Origin of the sequence: Acidovorax sp. FHTAMBA, from assembly GCF_038958875.1 — a bacterium.
Taxonomy (GTDB): domain Bacteria; phylum Pseudomonadota; class Gammaproteobacteria; order Burkholderiales; family Burkholderiaceae_C; genus Acidovorax.
This window is the reverse complement of sequence record NZ_CP152407.1, coordinates 1,780,969-1,797,893: the sequence shown is the minus strand read 5'-3', so window position 1 is coordinate 1,797,893 and position 16,925 is coordinate 1,780,969. Positions and strand designations below refer to the sequence as shown.

Below are 16,925 nucleotides of genomic sequence, written 5' to 3'. Positions count from 1 at the left end.
GCGTCGCAGCGCGCCGAAACCCGATGCAAATCCTCCTTGTCGAAAGACGAAACGCGTGCCGCCGATTGCTTGAGGCCGCCTTCGGCGAGCTGGTGTACGAATTCTCCACGATAAGTCACTGGTACAACTTCATCCCGCGCAGCAGGACAGTTGCGAGAGGTCCTTGGTGAATGTCTGCGCGGCGAGCTTCAGGCCCTCGACCATCGTCAGGTAGGGGAACAGCTGGTCGGCCAGATTGTGCACCGTCATGCCGGCCCTTATGGCCAACGCCGCGCTCTGGATCAGTTCCCCCGCATCTGGCGCGACCGCCTGAACACCGATCAAGCGCCCGGTCCGCGCTTGGGCCACCAGCTTGATAAAACCGCGGGCGTCGAAATTGACCACTGCCCGCGGCACGTTGTCCAAGGTCAAGGTGCGACTGTCGGTCTCGAACCCGTCGTGATGCGCTTTCGCCTCGCTGTAGCCCACGGTGGCAATCTGCGGGTCGGTGAACACCACGGCCGGCATTGCGGTCAGGTCGAGCGCCGCATCGCCGCCGGTCATGTTGATCGCGGCACGGGTGCCGGCCGCTGCCGCCACATAGACGAACTGAGGCTGGTCGGTGCAGTCACCGGCTGCGTAGATGTTCGGGTTGCTCGTACGCATGCCCTTGTCGATAACGATGGCACCTTGCGCATTGACGACAACACCCGCTGCTTCCAAGGCCAGGCTGCGCGTGTTCGGTGCCCGGCCGGTGGCGATCAGCAACTTGTCGGCGCGCAATTCACCGTGTCCGGTGGTCAGCACGAATTCGCCGTCCACATGGGCGACCTGGCTGGCTTGCGTGTTTTCCAGCACCTCGATGCCCTCGGCCCGGAAAGCGGCTGTCACGGCCTCGCCGATGGCCGGGTCTTCCCGGAAGCACAAGGTGTTGCGCGCCAGGGCCGTCACTTTGCTGCCCAGCCGGGCAAAGGCTTGCGCCAGTTCCAGCGCCACCACCGACGAGCCGATCACGGCCAGGCGTTCGGGAATGGCGTCGCTGACCAGCGCCTCGGTGGAAGTCCAGTAGGGTGAGTCTTTCAAGCCTGGAATCGGCGGCACGGCCGGACTGGCCCCCGTGGCGACCAGGCAGCGGTCGAACATCACGACGCGCTCGCCACCCTCGTTCAAACGGACGACAAGGCTCTGGTCGTCCTTGAAACGCGCTTCACCGTGCAGCACGGTGATGGCTGAATTGCCGTCCAGGATGCCTTCGTACTTGGCATGGCGGAGTTCATCGACACGTGCCTGCTGCTGGGCCAGTAGTTTGCTACGATCAATCGCAGGCACGGTCGCTTCGACCCCGCCATCGAACGGGCTTTCGCGACGCAGATGGGCGATGTGAGCGGCGCGGATCATGATCTTCGACGGCACACAGCCGATATTGACGCAGGTGCCGCCGATGGTCCCGCGCTCGATCAGCGTGACGTGCGCGCCTTGCTCGACGGCTTTCAGCGCAGCAGCCATCGCGGCTCCACCGCTGCCGATCACAGCTACTTGCAACAGACGTTCGTTGCCAATGTGCTTATCGGCGGCCCCCTTCCAGCCGCGCACCTTGTCGAGCAATCCGGCTCGGTTGTCTGTCGGTGGCGCATCGGCAAGCGTTGCCTGGTAGCCCAGTCCTGCCACAGCGGCAGTCAGCGCGTCCGATGACGTGCCCGGCAGGGTGGCGAGTTTCGCTGTGCCCTTCGGATAGGACACCAGCGCCGACTGCACGCCGGGCACTTTCTCCAGCGCGCCTTTGAGGTGCGCCGCGCACGAGTCGCAGGTCATGCCGGTGATTTTTAGTTGGGTCATGCAACAACTCCTATTTATCATGATCGCCGCAGGTTCAAGGTTCAAGGTTCAGTGGCTCACTGCTTGACGCTTGACGGATATCCCGCGTCTCCGGTTGCCTTTGTCAGCTTCTGCACGCTGGTCTTGGCATCATCGAACGTGACGACCGCGTCGCGTGTCTCGAAGGTCACGTTAATTTTGCTGACGCCTTCGACTTTGGAAATCGCCTTCTTGACGGTGATCGGGCAGGCGGAGCAGGTCATGCCCGGTACGGACAGCGTGACAGTCTGAGTGGCGGCCCACACCGGGGCAACAACGGCAGCGAGGACGAGGGCGGCAAACAGTTTTTTTCTCATGAAGAACTCCTGTGATTAATAGAAAAATGGCATGACGTACGGAAATCCCATCGCGACCAGGACCAGCGCGGCCACGATCCAGAAAATGAGCTTGTAAGTAGCTCGCACTTGGGGAATCGCGCAGACCTCACCCGGTGTGCAGGCTTGCGCCGGGCGGTAGATGCGCTGCCAAGCGAAGAACAGCGCCACCAACGCTGCGCCGATGAAAAACGGGCGATACGGCTCCAGCACTGTTAGGTTGCCGATCCATGCCCCGCTAAATCCCAAGGCGACCAGAACCAGCGGTCCGAGGCAACAAGCAGAGGCGAGGCTGGCGGCCAGCCCTCCAGCGAAGAGCGCGCCGCGCGCGTTTTGTGGCTCAGACATGCGTCTTGTCCTTTTCGAATTGAATGGGATAGGGCGTAACCTTAGGTCCGTAGTCATGTACGGAGTCAAGCGAAATGGCAAACAATTTGGAGTGTCTGACTATCGGCGTTTTTGCCAAGGCTGCCGGGGTCAACGTGGAGACCATCCGCTTCTATCAGCGGAAGGGCTTGTTGCCGGAGCCCGACAAGCCCTATGGCAGCATCCGCCGCTATGGTGAGGCGGATGTAACGCGCGTGCGGTTCGTGAAATCAGCCCAGCGGCTGGGTTTCAGTCTGGATGAAATCGCCGAGCTGCTGCGGCTGGAGGATGGGACCCATTGCGAGGAAGCCAGCAGTCTGGCCGAGCACAAGCTCAAGAACGTGCGCGAGAAAATGGCTGACCTGGCGCGCATGGAGGCCGTGCTGTCTGACTTGGTGTGTGCATGCCATGCGCGAAACGGCAACGTTTCCTGCCCGTTGATTGCGTCACTGCAAGACGGAACGAACCTCGCGATGTCAGTGCGGGGTGGTCACGGGGTGGCTGCGCCTTAGCGTGCTTCGTTTTCCGAATTCTGAGACGACCCGATCATGCGCCCGCTGGTGGAAGCCGCCCTGCACGTGAACCCCGGCGGCCTTCTGCTAGCCGGCCCCAACCCGGTGGATGCACTCACGTTCTTCGCCCTGAACGTGTCCGGGCCTGCCTCCGGGCCAAGTGATGGGCTCCGGCACCGTTCGACTCGGCGCGGCTGCGGTCCGAACTGTCGGCGGCACTGCGGCGTCGTCGCGAGGAACGTCCATACCTACGTGCTCGGCGAGCATGGCGGCAGCGAAGTCGTGGTCTGGTCCGCGGCCACCTTGATCCGTGCCGCCATGCAGGCCGCAGGAATGGCTTGAGCCGTTCGGCGGCTGCCTCGCCTCAGCCTGCCGAGGAACTGCCGTCCACGCCTTCGGGCTTCGCCCAAGCGATTACGGCGCCGACGGCAAGCATGGCTCCAGCCAGCAGGAAGGGCGCGGGTGCCACCGCGGAGAACAGGACTCCGGTCAGCGCGGCACCGCCTGCCTGACCCAGGTTGCCGGCTGCAGCCTGCCTGCCCATCGCGCGCCCCTGTCGAAGCCCTGCTGCGGAGGAAATCCTGACGGCGAGTGCGGGGATCAGCACACCGAGGGCACTGGCCGCCAATACGAAAGCGACGGCGGGACTCCAAGGCGCCCGCCAGGACAGCAGGCCCACACCGACCGCCATCACTGCAAGGGAAATCCACACGAGCCTGTGCTCGCCGATCCAGCGTTCCAGCACTGGGTAGCCTACCAGTTGCATTGCGACCATGAGCACGCTGCACAAGGCAAAGTAAGGCCCCACAGGGCCGCCCTGGAGTGTCAGGCCGACTTCGGCTACCGTGATTCCGAACACCACTGCTGCGGTCAACAGGAGCGCCCGGCGCATCCGGCCCAAGGACACACTCGAATTCGCGATGGCCGGCCCCAACCCTGCGGCGTCCTCAGCACCCTGTACTCGTGGCAGGCGGGCGGCCAGCACTGCGGCCAGCAGGCACACGGATGCCACCAGGTCAAGCCCTGAAACCCGGTTGCCGAGCGCAGACGCTGCGCTGCCAGCCACGGGCCCGAGCAGGAAGCCGAGCGCCGTGGCCGAGGCCACCCAGGCGAAGCGGCGCTGGCGGCGCTCCGGTGCCGTTGTCTCCGCCACATAGGCTAGCACTGCCGGCATCACGGCGGCCGCGACCAGCCCGGCGCCGATGCGCGCGGCGTAGACACCTGCAAGTGAACTGACCGTACCGAGGAGTGACAAGGCGATGGCGGAGCCGGCGAGTCCGATGGCAATCACCCAACGGCGATCCAGAAAGTCGGATACGGCGCCCCAAACCGGCGAGCACGCGAACAACGCCACGGTGTAGGCGCCAGTCAGCCACCCGGTGTGGCGGGCGGCCACGTCGGCACCGCCACCCCGCACCCGCGGCACCAGCTCCGGAAGCACCGGCAAGGTCACGCCATACGACATGGACACGGCGAGCCCTGCGACAAGCAGCAGCACGAAGTGAATATCGCTGAACTGGCGCGCGGAAGCCGCCGCTGGACGGCGAACAGTCATCGAGCGTTCTCCACCAAGGCCGAGGTTTCGCCTCGCGCGGCGATCAGGTGCAGTGCAACAACGATGCTCATTGCCGCCGCGAAGAAGCACCAGACGGAGATGAACCAGTGGGCGTAGAAGGCGTACGCCGCTACGGCCGACCCTAGGCAAAGCACCCCGAACAGTCTGACCCAGCGGTGGCTTGAAAGAATCAGGCTTACGGTCGTCGCCGTCAGATAAAGGCCCATGGAGGCTGCGATGTAGAAATGCGGGGATGCGTAGTCGATGTGGCCTCCAACCGGGGTGGCGACGATGGGGTAGGCAAACATCGCGTACAGCAGATATGCCCCGACCCCGAGCCCGGCGAGGCAGACGGCGGCCAGGAAGCGTCGGCGGTTGCGGTCAGGCTCGATCAGCCATGCCGCAACAGGCACGTACACGGGCCAGAGCACGTGCGAGAAGAAGGAATACAGCTGCGTCGCCGCCGCTGTCACCGCGTCAATGCCCCAGCCGAAGCTGAGCCAGACCACGCCTTCGGTAAGCTGCTGGATAGCAAACAGCAGTGGGATCGCTGCGTAAGCCCGCTCTCCACCGGTGCGGGCCATGTGCGTGGTCACTATGCCCACGCCCATAAGGAAAGTGCCGGCTGTCAGGCTGGCGGTCGCCGAAAAGCACATCGATCAGGAACTCCGTGAAATCGTGGGAAGCATGCACACCATGCCAACGATCTGATCCAGCCACCCCAAGTGCCCTCTAGATCCATATTGATCTTCAACAGGCGGGACAAGGCGTGCATGGCCAAACGAGGGGCTGCGAGCGATGATAATGGCAGTGCTTGAATCCCGTTCGCATGACATTGACTGACTGTGCTGCGCAACCTGGACAATGGCAGCCGACACTTCACCATCAATGAACCCGGATCTCATCAAACTTGGAAGCGCCGCACAAGCGTTGGGCGGCGCGCTCGGCGTGGGTCTGCTGGTGGGGCTGGAGCGCGGCTGGCGTGACCGCGATTTGCCCGAGGGTGGTCGCGTCGCCGGGCTGCGCACATTCGCCCTCATCGGCTTGCTGGGCGGACTTCTCGCACTGCTCTCCTCCACTCCCGGTCTCCTCCTTGCCGCCGGCCTGATCGGCATCGTCCTGCTGTTCGCAGTCTCTTTCCGGCGTGCATCGGAGGCCGCCGGCACCCTCAGCATCACGACCGCTGTCGCAGCAATGGCCACCTTCTGTCTGGGCGCTTTGGCCGCAAGCGGTCAGGCCATTCTCGCCGTAGGGGCGGCCGTGGTCGTCGCGTTGCTGCTCGATCTGAAACCAGTGCTGCACCGCTGGCTGCGCCTGATCCAGCCGGCCGAACTTAATGCCCTCCTGCAAATGGGCGTGCTCACCGCCGTGGTGCTGCCGCTGCTCCCGGACCGGGGCTATGGGCCCTACGCCGCGCTTAACCCCTACCAGCTGTGGTTCGCAGTGATCCTGATCGCGGGGCTGTCGCTACTGGGCCACGTGGCGGTGCGGCTCAGGGGGGAGCAACAGGGGCTGCTCTGGACGGGACTGCTGGGCGGCCTTGCGTCTTCCACCGCTGCGACGCTGGCGCTTGCTCGAACCGCAAGGAACCAACCAGGCTGGCATGTGCCCGTGGCGGCGGCGATCGTCGCTGCCTGCGGCGTGATGTTCCTGCGTATGGCCGTGGTCGTCGCCGTCCTGCAGCCCAGCCTTGTGCCTCGCATGGGCCTGTTCCTGGTGCTGCTCGCCGCGGCGGCGTTCCTCTTTGCGGGATGGCAATGGCGCCGCCGGCAAGCCAGCGGCCCGGCCACACAGCAGGCCTCGCGCCGCCTCTTCGACCTGCCCACGGCGCTCGGATTCGGCGTCGTGCTCGGCGTGGTAGCCGTGGCTGCCCGGGCCGCGCGCGAGGCCCTTGGCACAGCCGGCATGTACGCCGTCGCATTCGTCTCCGGTCTGGCTGACGTGGATGCCATTCTGGTTTCCAGCGTGCAGATGCTGGCGCAGGGCGACCTCCCGGCTGCCACTACTGCCATCGCCATCCTACTTGCCGTCTCTGCCAACATGCTCACCAAGGCGACCCTCGCCTGGACCATTGCCGGCCGCGCGGTGGGTGTCCGCGTGGCGGCGGGCTATGTGGTGGTAGCTCTTGTCGGCTTGGCGGCGGCAGCTTTCCAGGCGCGCTGACCACTATTCCCCGAACGGCTGCGCCACTATGGTTGCTGCTTGGCCGCTTAGTTCGGGCCGCCCTTCAGGTCCTCATCGCGGGTAAGCGGCGCGGCTGGCGCAGGCGTTTCTCCCGAGATACCCATCGCCTCAGCGTTGCGGCCAGACCGCTCAGCCCGACGGGGCACACGGACCCTGGTCCGGTCCCGCCCAATCGTCACGTACTCGTATTCCTTCGATTCGGCCGGGGACGCTTGATCTTGCGGTTGCAGGTCGGGCGAGCCCGAGCTATCGGCCGGGCGGTCGAGGTGGGTCTTGATGCGGTCCCTACCGATATATACGTAGCGGTGCTGATGCGGCTCGGAAACCGCCGACTCCTGCAGCTGCCTGGGCTGGGGCTCGGGACCACCGTGTGACAGGGTGGCTTGGGCGAACGCACTTGCGGAGAATGTGAACAGGGCAACGGCGAGGATGTTGGCGGAAGTCATGGAAAGCTCCTTGGATTACGGTTTGTATACTGCGAAAAATATTCTTGGCTGGCTTGTGAGCAGCAGCTGTGCCCGCCCCCCGAAACGACATATTCGGGCTTACCACCGTGGGAAGGTCAAGCGGCTTCAACTCCGCTCGGTTATTTTGGGGCGCCGTTCGATGCCTGCTCACGACAGCAGCAGTTCCTGCATCCGTCTACGCTCCGCAGGAGTCGGCCACGCGGTGTCCCCTGGGGCAGCCTCCAAATTGAAGCGCCCCTCGCCGTCGAAGCGAACGAGCCCATAGGTCTCGTTGACCACCGCCCCCGGTTCCCCGCCGGCCTGGAGCCGGACATACCAGTCCGCCAGGCGCAGCGTCCGGCCCGCCAACATCGGTGCCAAGGCCTGACCCCGGGCGAGCGCCACATACAGCACATGCGGCAAGGCGTGCACCTCGCCCTCCGCGTCCAGCAGGAACACGTAGGAGGCATATTCGCCCTCCGCTTCGCCCATTCCGCGGCCGGATGCATCCACGGTGGTGTAAACGGGAGCAAACCCGCTGCCCGGCTGGCGGAAGTTCGTGGTTTGCCCTTGGTACACGCGTGCCGCGACCCACTGCACGCCTCCCGCATAGGCATAGGCGCGCAAATCGAACTTCATAGACTGTGATGATCCTCCCTCATTCGGAATGACGCGCTCGCCCGGAGGCACAAAGGCCTGTGCCACGTAGGCTCCTGTCATGATCTCCTCCCAGACTCGACGCGTGACCTTGTCGCCCCGGTACGCAGCGCGGCTACCGAAGCCGGCCGCTGGCTTGAAGAACAGGCTCCGGCGCGCCGCCCACAGCCGGTCGCCATGCGCTGCATCGACCACTTCGGTGCGCGGCACGTTCGCCAGCAGCACCTGGCGGTCGTCATCGGCAACGCCCAACGCCCGCAGCGCAGCTTCGTCACTGAACAACGCCAGACGGCGTTTGTCGGCGTAGAGCGCGTGTGCCTGGGGATGGGGCGTGAGAACTGCCGCCTGCTCTTGCCACGCCTGCCGCAACACGGCGTTCGCAGGCAGATCCAGATAGAAATCCGTGACTCGGTTGTAAACCACGTCGATGGCCAGCTCGCCGTGCCAGAGCCTGCCGTGGCGGCATGCCAGTTCGGACGGATCGGCAATGACGGCCTGCAGTCCATGGCGCTCGAACAACTGTCGAAATAGCAGGAATTCTGGATACAGGTATTGCTGCTGCGGTGCCTCGTCCACGATCGCGATTGAGGCCAGCGGCCGAGAGTTGCCCGCCAGTCGCCATTCACGGCGAAACATATCCACCAGCCGCTGTTCGAACGTTGTGACGCTGGCGCCGTCGGGCGCCATTGCCTGTACAGCCTGGCAGCAGCTGCGCTGAGCGCGAGCCAGCACCGCATTCAGCATCGCGCCACCCGCGTTCGTGTTGATTTCGATCAGGCCGAGACGGTCCTGATCCAGATGGAAGTCATAGCCGAAGAACACACCCTGCGCGCCACCTGCGCCAATGTGCGCAATGGCTGGGGCATCCGCCAGAACCTGTTCCCGGTACGCCGGGAGTGCCACTACCGCCTCAATGGCTCGCACGACGTGCGCCATTCGATCCAGCGGGGGCCGCGCCACAAAGACTGGTTGCGCGGCAAACAGGTAGGGGCATCGCTCCCTCACCAGCTGCGACAAGCTCGGGGAACCGAGTTCAGCATCGAGCGCGGTCGCCAGCGCCGCTGGATCCAGGCTCAGGCAGAAGCAATCGTGGTTGAGCCGCTCGAAGGGGGTCAGTTCACAGTTTGATGTGTGGTGCATTGAGAAAGAGGGTCTAAGCAGTCGATGAAATGGGTAGAACGCCTCAATATTGAGCTCGTCCCACGCTCGCAGTTCGCGCCAGGTGTCCAGAGCGACTAGACGGTCGCCGTCAGCGGCACCGCAAGCTCCCCCAAGCCATCAGCCCCCGTGCAGCCAAGCCCAACTCGTCACGAAGAAACAGCCTGGGCTTGCGATGCGCGCCACGCGCATGATGAATTGACCGGTGCAGGCTGAAATAAGAGTCTTGATCCGGCTATCCCGACACGTTGCCCACTCGCGCACGAACGGCGTGGGCCACTTCGCCCATTACGTCGATGCCGTTGCTCGGGTGCGGCAGCGTATTGCAGGTCACCACGCTGGCCGCGCCGGCGTCCTCAAGCAGCTGCATTGCATCCGGGGCGAACACCGCATGCACGCCGATGCACACTGGATCGGTCTTGAACACCGATCGCACCTGCCGCACAGCCACTGCCATCGTGCGTGCACTGGAGATGATGTCGTCGATCAGCACAGGACGGCGGCCTGCGTATGTCTCGACCTGGGGAACGCTGATTTCGACACTACGGTCACCGAGCCTGCGCTTGGACAGAACAATGAATGGACAGCCGACGCGAGCAGCGACGTCGCTGGCCCACTGCTCGCTTTCTGAATCCGGGCCAACGACCACCGGCTCTGGGACGTGGGCGGCCACCCAGCGTGCGATCGCGGGTGCACTGGCCACGTTCTCGGCCGGAATCGAGTACACCTCGTCGAGCGAGGCGCGGCGATGCAGGTGCGGATCGACCGTCACCAGCCAATCGAACGCCTGCGACAAGAAGCGCGCGAAGGTGACGGAAGTTACGGCCTCGCCTGGCTGGAAGCGCTTGTCCTGGCGCATGTAGGGCAGGTAGGGAGCAACAATACCGACCCGACTGGCGCCCAGTTCACGGGCGGTCTGCGCCAGGTACCACAGGCGCAGCGCCTGCGGATCCGGGTCGCGCAGGGATGCCACGACCACAACGTCTTTGCCGGTGAGATCATCGTGCAGCCGCAGGTAGGACTCGCCGTCGGGGAAGTGGCGCGCCTCCACTCGGCCGACCGGGGCCTGCAGGTGCACCGCGAGGTCGGCCGCCGCTTGCTCGGCGCCAGGTGCGGGAAGGATGACCATGGTCATGCTATTTCCTCGATGGTGACCAGCCCCTGCTGGCGGTTTGCATAGGCCTGCGCGTACTCCAGCTCTCCGGTGGTCTGTGCATGAACGTGGAACAGTGGCTGACCGCGCGCGATCCGATCCCCGAGCTTCACTTCTAGGGTGATGCCTGCGGCCGGCGCCCCTGGCGCTCCTGCCAGCTTGGCAACCATCGCCAGCTTGCGGTTGTCGACGGCGGTAACCACGCCCGCTGCACCGGCAAGGTACGGTCGCACGTGCGGCGCCACGGGCGGCTGGCGCAGGCCACCCTGTGCCTCGCAGATGGCAACAAACTGGGTCCAGGCCAGCCCGCTGTCCAGCGCCTGCTGCGCAAGCGCATAGCCCGCACCGGGGCCGGCTTTTCCGCCCATCTCCAGAAGGTGCCCGGCGAGCAGCAACGCCCGCTCGCGGAGATCCGCAGGGGCCGCAGAGTCCCTTTGCAGGACGGCGAGGACATCCCGCGCCTCGAGAGCGGGACCGACGCCTCGACCGACAGGCTGCGTACCGTCGGTGCGGACGACACGCAGTTGCAAGCCTATCGCCTCGCCGACATGCTCCAGGAGGCCGCCGAGTTCATCCGCCGCTTCTTCGGATCGGACCTTGGCTGTCGGGCCGACCGGAATATCGATCAGCACCCGCTCCGACCCCGCCGCTGCCTTTTTTGACAACACAGAGGCGACCAGTTGCGCGGTGCCATCCAGGTCCAGCGGACGCGACACACGGATTAACACGTCGTCTGCCGGGCTCAGCTGCACGGAGCCTCCCCAGACGATGCAACCGCCGACCTTCGCGACCACCCGGCGCATGGCCTGCAGATCCAGGTTGACTGGCGCCAGGGTCTCCATGGTGTCCGCGGTACCCGCCGGAGAGGTAATCGCCCGGGATGACGTCTTAGGCATGACCAGACCGCAGGCGGTAACGATGGCCACCACCAGCGGCGTCGTCCGGTTGCCCGGCAACCCTCCGACGCAATGCTTGTCCATCACCGGCGAAAAAGGCCAGTGCAGCCGCTCGCCGACATCGATCATGGCGCGGGTCAGGGCGACCGTCTCCTCGTGCGACATTCGGCCACCCGCCGTGGCCGTGACAAAGGACGCCAGGTGCAGGTCGGACAACCGGCCAGCCGCCACATCGTGCATGATGGTTTTGAGCTTTTCATAGTCCAACGACGCACCATAGGTCTTGCCGCGAATATGCCGCTCGGATTCGAGTACCGGGGGATGGCGGATGGCGAGCATTTCGCCCCCTGAAAGGCCGAGAACCCGCCAGGCAGGCTCCGACAAGCCAGCCTCTCCGTGGCCTAGCCAGTCAGCGGCCACGTGGTGCACAGTGGCGATGACCGTTCGACCTTCCCATTCGATCTCAACGCGCGTCTGGGCCTCGAACCCTTCCGAACGGCAGATTTCGCAGTCGACCCGCATGTAGACAACCGGCGATTGGTACGTGAGGATCCCCGCGCGGCGTGCGATCAGCCCCGCGGAATCCGGCAGATGGGCAGCCAGCGCGTTCATCCCAGCTCCACGGCTTGCATATGCTCCGGGACAGTGCATGCCCAGCCATGCTGTTCCTGGATGGCGATGCGCAAGCTGTCGGCAGCGACAGACTCGCCGTGGGTGACAAACACCCGCTTGGGCGGCTGCGGCATCCGTCCCACCCAGCGCAGCAGCTCCTCCCGGTCGGCATGTGCGGACAAGGCACCGAGGCTAGCGACTTCCGCGCGCACGGGAACGTAGTCGCCGTGAATCTTGATCTGCTTTGCGCCGCCCACGAGCGCCGCGCCACGTGTCCCAGCAGCTTGGTAGCCGGCCAGCAGGATGGTGTTGCGAGGATTCGGTGCCATCGCCTTCAGGTGGTGCACCACGCGCCCGCCGGTGGCCATGCCGCTTGCCGAAATGATGACGGCGGGATAGCGCATATCGTTCAGCTTGCGCGACTCCTCCACAGAGTTCACCACCTTGGCTGCGGTGCACATCATCCGGCACTGGTCGGGCGTCAGCCGGTGCTGCGAACGGTGTTTGTGGTACAGCTCCGTCGTATCGGCTGCCATCGGGCTATTAAGGAAGGCCGGCAGGTCTGGAATGCGGCCTTCGCGCTTCAGGGTGGCGAGCACGTACATGAGTGACTGCGCTCGTCCAACCGCAAAGGCGGGGACGATGACCACTCCTCCGCGCGCTGCAGTGCGGTTGATCACCTCTGCAAAAGCAGTAGCGGGATCTTCCTTCTCATGCGATCGGTCGCCATAGGTCGATTCCATGACGACGTAGTCCGCCGCAGGCGGTGCCTGCGGCGGCCGCATGACAACGTCCTCGTCGCGCCCAAGGTCGCCCGAAAACAGCAACGACCCTGAACCCCACTGCACATGAACGCTGGCGGCACCAAGGATGTGGCCGGCGAGCGAAAAACGCATTCGCAGCCCCTCGACCGGCTCGAACTCGGCGTCAAACTGCTGAGGCTGGAACAGGCGCAGGGTCTTGCGCGCGTCCTGTTCCGTGTAAAGCGGCAGGGCCGGACTGTGCTTCGAGAAACCGCGACGATTGGCATAAAGCGCATCTTCCTCCTGCAGGTGCCCCGAATCCGGTAGCAGCAACGCGCAGAGGTCGCGCGTCGCTTCGGTGCAAAACACAGAGCCGCTGAACCCCTGGCGCGCCAGTGCGGGCAGGTAACCACTATGGTCGATGTGCGCGTGGGTCAGCACGACGGCATCGATCGTTTCAGGCTGCAGCGGGAAGACATCCCAGTTGCGCAGCCGCAACTGCTTGAGGCCCTGGAACAGTCCGCAGTCGACCAGCACGCGCTTGCCGCCGTGCTCCAGCAGGTATTTCGATCCCGTGACAGTGCCTGCGGCACCCAGGAAAGTAATTCGCATATCGTTCCTTTCGATCAGTAAGAACTCATGATGATCCGGGGATCGCCGGTACCTCGGACAGCCTGCAATTCCGGCGCGTCGAGCAGCCGTTCCACTTCGAGACCAGCCGCTTCCGATGCGGCGGAAACCGCGTGGGCCCATGTCGTTCGGTTCGCGAACAGCATGCCTGCAACGTCCAGCGTCCCGCCGCGGCTCACGTACCCGAGCACGCGAGTCGTTTGCGCGCCGGTGTCAAGGGGACGCAGCAAACCAACCAGAGTTTCCGGACGCGTATGCGTGAGGAAGATGCGCACATCCTGCGTCGCAGGGAAAAGTGCATCGGTCGCTGCACTCTGGTGAGCAGCCTCGCGGGCGTCCCGAGCGACGCGGAAACGCCCGGGCTCGATGATGTAGTTCACGGCAACCTCGACGCCGCGCTGCTTAAGCCTTTCGGCGGCCTTGAGAGCCTCACCCAGCTGGTAGGCCCCGACAGCAGTGAACAGAATGCGTGCCTGGGGTGCGGGTCGGATACACAGGGCGCCATCGCGCACCAAACGCGCAGCTTCTTGCGCAGAGAACCAGACCGGCAAGGCCCTCTTCGGCACCACCATCGTCCAGAACTGGCCGCGCGTCTGGTACGCGGCTTGCAAGGCCGCCTGTGCCGTGTTCCAGTCGGGCGGGTACAGGACGCGGGAGACGTCGCTCATCTCGCCCTGCAGCGTCTCGCCGAACGAAGGATCCTGGTGTGACTGCTCGTTCTTGCCGTTCTCCCACGTGTGGGAAGTAGCCACCGTCACCACCGACAACCAGCCGGGGGGACGCCCTGCATCCGCAAGTTGGCGGGCAAACAGGATTTCCTGCCGAAGAGCGCCCAGCATCTTGGCGGCGAAGGCTTCATAGGAAACGATCAGGTTGAGCCCCCCCTTGTTGGCGAGGGCCGCACTAACCACAGCCTCCTCGTTGAGGGCAGTGACCACGGAGCCGCTGATTGACTCGGCCACGCCCTGCTCCGGCGTCACGACGCGGTGCTTGAGCAGATCGAGCGTGCGGCCCATGCGGTTGCTGCGCAGCTCGTCCGGGTTCCCAACCCGCACCCGCAGTTGCGGATTGGCGGCCACCAGCGCCGTGAACGCCTGGTCGATCCCCTCCATCGGCGAGTATTCGCGCTCACCGGGCGCGAGCGACGCAAGAGCTGGAAGAGACGGAACTGGCACGTTGCGTGTGGCGAAGGCGTGATCCCGTTCGCGCACCCGGCGCTGCTCATCATGCCGATTGAGAACCGCTGCGGCGGAGGTTAGGTCTTCGCGTGAGACCCACAACGCCTTCGACCCTTCTTCGAAGAGCGCGCGAGCCCCCGCGTCAACGCGGGGGTTGGCACCGAGCGGAAGGTTGTGCGCATCGTTGGAACCCGCGCCGGGAAAGCCGTAGCCTTTCGGGGCTTCCGCAATGGTGTAGTGCAACGGTACCGGGTAGCCGCCGGTACCCGTGCGGATGGCCTCGGTGCAGGCATCGAGTCGATCCTCCATGGTGAAGATCGCCCAGGCGAAAGCGGCCGGGTCGGTGCCATCGATCTCGATCGGGTCGAAGCCGTTCAGGCGCAGGTGGTCTTTCAGCCACTGCACGCCGCCTTGCTGCTGTAGGGTGCTGCGTTGCTCGATGCGGCGACCATTGAGGATCATGATCGGCGCCACATGGCCGCTGTCCTCGGCGCGCCACCAGCGGGGCGCCCAGTCGCTGCCCCGTTGCTCCTCGAAAGCGCCGTCGCTCAGGAAGGCCACCAGCCGCTCGCCCGGCAGCGGGATGTGGACGTACTGCAGCTCGGCGAACCCGAGATACCCGCCCTCGGAGATGCCACCGGCTGTATTGGCGTTGACATGACTGCCAAGCGGGGATTCCGGCCGCCCATCGGGCCCGATGGAATAGGAATAGAAATCGCCGACGAAACGCGTCAGGCCGGAATCGCTCAAGTCGTATCGCTGCGCCTGGATTGGCAGCATGTTGCCCACCAGCAGGTTGACCGCCTCGACGCCGGCGACGCTGTGGCCCTGCCCCATGATCCAGCCCCGCGTATGGCCGGTCAACGAGTTCGCCGCCAGGTAGCCGGCGTAGGCAGGCACCATGTTGAGCGACCCACCGGTATGACCCTCAGGCGTTTGCTTGTACTCGTCGGGTTGCAGAGCGGCACCGTCCCACCGCACCCGCTGGGCGTAGGTCATGTGCACTGTCAGCCACATGGCCGCCGATGCGAGGCGGTCTGCGGCGCGCAGGAGGCGATAAACGTCGGATGGCGAAGCAGCCCGGCCCTGCGCCACCAGCAGCTGCGCCAGCTCGAAGATGCGCAACTGTGTCTGTGGTGAGTGCTGGATCACACCGTATCCGGCGGCCCACTGCGCGAACTCCGCGTCGGCCTCGCGGTGGAGGCGGGCTCGGTGCGTGGTCAGGTGTTTCTGGTGGGCATCATGCATATACGTCGCTTTCCTTTCGTTTAACAGTCAAGGCCGTTGTCGGCGCACCCGGTGCGCGAAGGCTCATGGCCAGGAAAAACGAGACGTACGTACAGCGTTGATCCCTCGCCGATCTGGGTGAGCATGGCTGTTTGCCCCCTGCGCGAGCGCCCGCCGGCGTGTTGCTCGCGATCGGAATAATCATGAATCCGTCTTTCGTTGGTGCTGTCAGTGCAGATTAATGGCGTAAACCCCCATCCACTTGATCTACATCAAACGGAATCCGATGCAGGGCTGTAGATGACAGATTTGTAATCCAGCCGCGCGGGGCAGTAAATATGCTTCCCGCTAGCAAGTGCCCTTCCCACTACATACTTTAAAGGACTCAAAATGCGTTCGCCAATCAACGTTCGAGTTTCACTGCTCAGGCCTCTATTGGGCGTCGGTCTTGCCTTAGCTGCAGCGTCCGCCATGAGCGCGCCCACGGGAATCGTCTACACCGCCAACGAGCGCGACGGCTCGATCACCCGAGTACAGCTGGAAACCGGGGTCAAGCAAACAACTAAGGTTGAGATAACGCCGCACAACGTGCAGGTCAGCCCCGACGGCAAGCGCCTGCTGGCAGTAGGCGTTTCCAGTCATGACGGACATGGTGCCGCAGGAGCAACCTCCAAGGGAAAACTGCTGGTAATGGAGACCTCCGGTGCCAGTGACCGTGTACTCATTGACGCGGGCGATCAGCCCGCCCACGTAGTGACCGACGCGAGCGGAGGGCGCGCGTTCGTTTCCGACTCCGGGTCGAATGTTGTCCATGTGATCGACCTGGCCAGCAAGCGCAGCGTCGGCCAAATACCCACCGACAAGTACCCACATGGATTGCGACTGAGCCCCAACGGCAAGGATCTTTACGTAGCGAACATGCGCGGCGGTACGGTATCCGTCATCGACGTTGGCACGCTCAAGGAAACAGCAAGAATTTCTGTAGGCAAAGGGCCGGTCCAGGTCGGCTTCTCGACCGACGGGACGATGGCCTTTGTCTCGCTGAGCGCGGAGAACAGCCTGGGCATCATCGACACCGCCAAAGGCCGCCTGGTGAAGAAGGTCCCGGTGGGCTCCACCCCCATCCAGATGTACGCCACGCCAGACACGCGCAACGTCTACGTAGCGAACCAGGGCAGCGCCACCAAGCCGGCGGATACCGTGTCTGTGGTCGACCCGCAGGCTGGCAAGGTCGTTGCGACCATCAAGACCGACAAGGGCGCCCATGGTGTCGCCATCAGCAAGGATGGACGCTATGTGTTCGTCACTAATATTGAAGCGGGGACGCTGTCGATCATTGACACGACCAGCAATAAAGTGGTGGCGACGCACCGCGTGGGCGCTGGGCCGAACGGAGTCACATACCTCGAGTAGCATCAGCATGAGACCGCGCGCCTGCTG

Annotated in this window: 15 protein-coding genes; 4 read left to right on the top strand and 11 right to left on the bottom strand. The window is 64.4% G+C overall.

Annotated features, from left to right (window positions below; translation table 11 throughout):
- Positions 1-129 precede the first annotated feature (129 nt).
- From merA to merT, 3 genes are read right to left on the bottom strand one after another with little or no spacing between them, the layout of a single operon-like run.
- Positions 130-1,815: a mercury(II) reductase gene (gene merA, locus AAFF19_RS08385; RefSeq protein ID WP_008905312.1), complete on the bottom strand. Its 1,686-nt coding sequence runs from the start codon at positions 1,813-1,815 to the stop codon at positions 130-132.
- Positions 1,816-1,871: 56 nt separating this feature from the next.
- Positions 1,872-2,150 carry a mercury resistance system periplasmic binding protein MerP gene (gene merP, locus AAFF19_RS08380; protein WP_008905313.1) on the bottom strand — a complete coding sequence of 93 codons (279 nt, stop codon included), beginning with the start codon at positions 2,148-2,150 and terminating at the stop codon, positions 1,872-1,874.
- 15 nt (positions 2,151-2,165) lie between these two features.
- On the bottom strand, positions 2,166-2,516 hold the full coding sequence (gene merT, locus AAFF19_RS08375; protein ID WP_008905314.1) for a mercuric ion transporter MerT: 351 nt from the start codon (positions 2,514-2,516) through the stop codon (positions 2,166-2,168).
- 74 nt (positions 2,517-2,590) lie between these two features.
- Between merT and merR the strand changes: the two genes are divergently transcribed.
- Both merR and AAFF19_RS08365 read left to right on the top strand, forming a co-directional pair.
- A complete protein-coding gene (gene merR, locus AAFF19_RS08370; protein ID WP_008905315.1) occupies positions 2,591-3,046 on the top strand; it encodes an Hg(II)-responsive transcriptional regulator in 456 nt (151 codons plus the stop codon).
- Between the two features lie 36 nt (positions 3,047-3,082).
- Entirely contained in the window at positions 3,083-3,388 is a 306-nt protein-coding gene (locus tag AAFF19_RS08365) for a lactate dehydrogenase (RefSeq protein ID WP_008905316.1), read from the top strand.
- A gap of 22 nt (positions 3,389-3,410) precedes the next feature.
- On the opposite strand, the gene AAFF19_RS08360 is transcribed toward AAFF19_RS08365, so the two are convergent.
- Together AAFF19_RS08360 and AAFF19_RS08355 are read right to left on the bottom strand one after the other, a co-directional pair.
- Positions 3,411-4,601 carry an MFS transporter gene (locus tag AAFF19_RS08360; protein ID WP_008905317.1) on the bottom strand — a complete coding sequence of 397 codons (1,191 nt, stop codon included), beginning with the start codon at positions 4,599-4,601 and terminating at the stop codon, positions 3,411-3,413.
- On the bottom strand, positions 4,598-5,257 hold the full coding sequence (locus tag AAFF19_RS08355) for a DUF6629 family protein (RefSeq protein WP_008905318.1): 660 nt from the start codon (positions 5,255-5,257) through the stop codon (positions 4,598-4,600). The genes AAFF19_RS08360 and AAFF19_RS08355 overlap by 4 nt, the downstream gene beginning before the upstream one ends.
- A gap of 232 nt (positions 5,258-5,489) precedes the next feature.
- On the opposite strand from AAFF19_RS08355, the gene AAFF19_RS08350 reads away from it, so the two are divergent.
- The gene (locus tag AAFF19_RS08350; RefSeq protein WP_008905319.1) at positions 5,490-6,764 is read left to right on the top strand and encodes a DUF4010 domain-containing protein; all 1,275 of its coding nucleotides are present in this window, start codon (positions 5,490-5,492) and stop codon (positions 6,762-6,764) included.
- A gap of 47 nt (positions 6,765-6,811) precedes the next feature.
- On the opposite strand, the gene AAFF19_RS08345 is transcribed toward AAFF19_RS08350, so the two are convergent.
- The 6 genes from AAFF19_RS08345 to AAFF19_RS08320 form a co-directional block, all read right to left on the bottom strand.
- The gene (locus tag AAFF19_RS08345; protein WP_008905320.1) at positions 6,812-7,231 is read right to left on the bottom strand and encodes a hypothetical protein; all 420 of its coding nucleotides are present in this window, start codon (positions 7,229-7,231) and stop codon (positions 6,812-6,814) included.
- A 168-nt stretch (positions 7,232-7,399) separates the two neighbouring features.
- Positions 7,400-9,028: a hypothetical protein gene (locus tag AAFF19_RS08340; protein WP_034694480.1), complete on the bottom strand. Its 1,629-nt coding sequence runs from the start codon at positions 9,026-9,028 to the stop codon at positions 7,400-7,402.
- A gap of 253 nt (positions 9,029-9,281) precedes the next feature.
- Positions 9,282-10,181, bottom strand: coding sequence for a ribose-phosphate pyrophosphokinase (locus tag AAFF19_RS08335; RefSeq protein WP_342721672.1), 900 nt, complete (start codon positions 10,179-10,181; stop codon positions 9,282-9,284).
- Positions 10,178-11,707 carry a thymidine phosphorylase family protein gene (locus AAFF19_RS08330; protein WP_008905323.1) on the bottom strand — a complete coding sequence of 510 codons (1,530 nt, stop codon included), beginning with the start codon at positions 11,705-11,707 and terminating at the stop codon, positions 10,178-10,180. Before AAFF19_RS08330 ends, AAFF19_RS08335 begins: the two co-directional genes overlap by 4 nt.
- Positions 11,704-13,062, bottom strand: coding sequence for an MBL fold metallo-hydrolase (locus AAFF19_RS08325; RefSeq protein WP_008905324.1), 1,359 nt, complete (start codon positions 13,060-13,062; stop codon positions 11,704-11,706). Before AAFF19_RS08325 ends, AAFF19_RS08330 begins: the two co-directional genes overlap by 4 nt.
- Positions 13,063-13,076: 14 nt before the next feature.
- Positions 13,077-15,506, bottom strand: coding sequence for a hypothetical protein (locus AAFF19_RS08320; protein WP_008905325.1), 2,430 nt, complete (start codon positions 15,504-15,506; stop codon positions 13,077-13,079).
- 450 nt (positions 15,507-15,956) lie between these two features.
- On the opposite strand from AAFF19_RS08320, the gene AAFF19_RS08315 reads away from it, so the two are divergent.
- Entirely contained in the window at positions 15,957-16,898 is a 942-nt protein-coding gene (locus AAFF19_RS08315) for a YncE family protein (protein ID WP_342721671.1), read from the top strand.
- Positions 16,899-16,925: the final 27 nt, after the last annotated feature.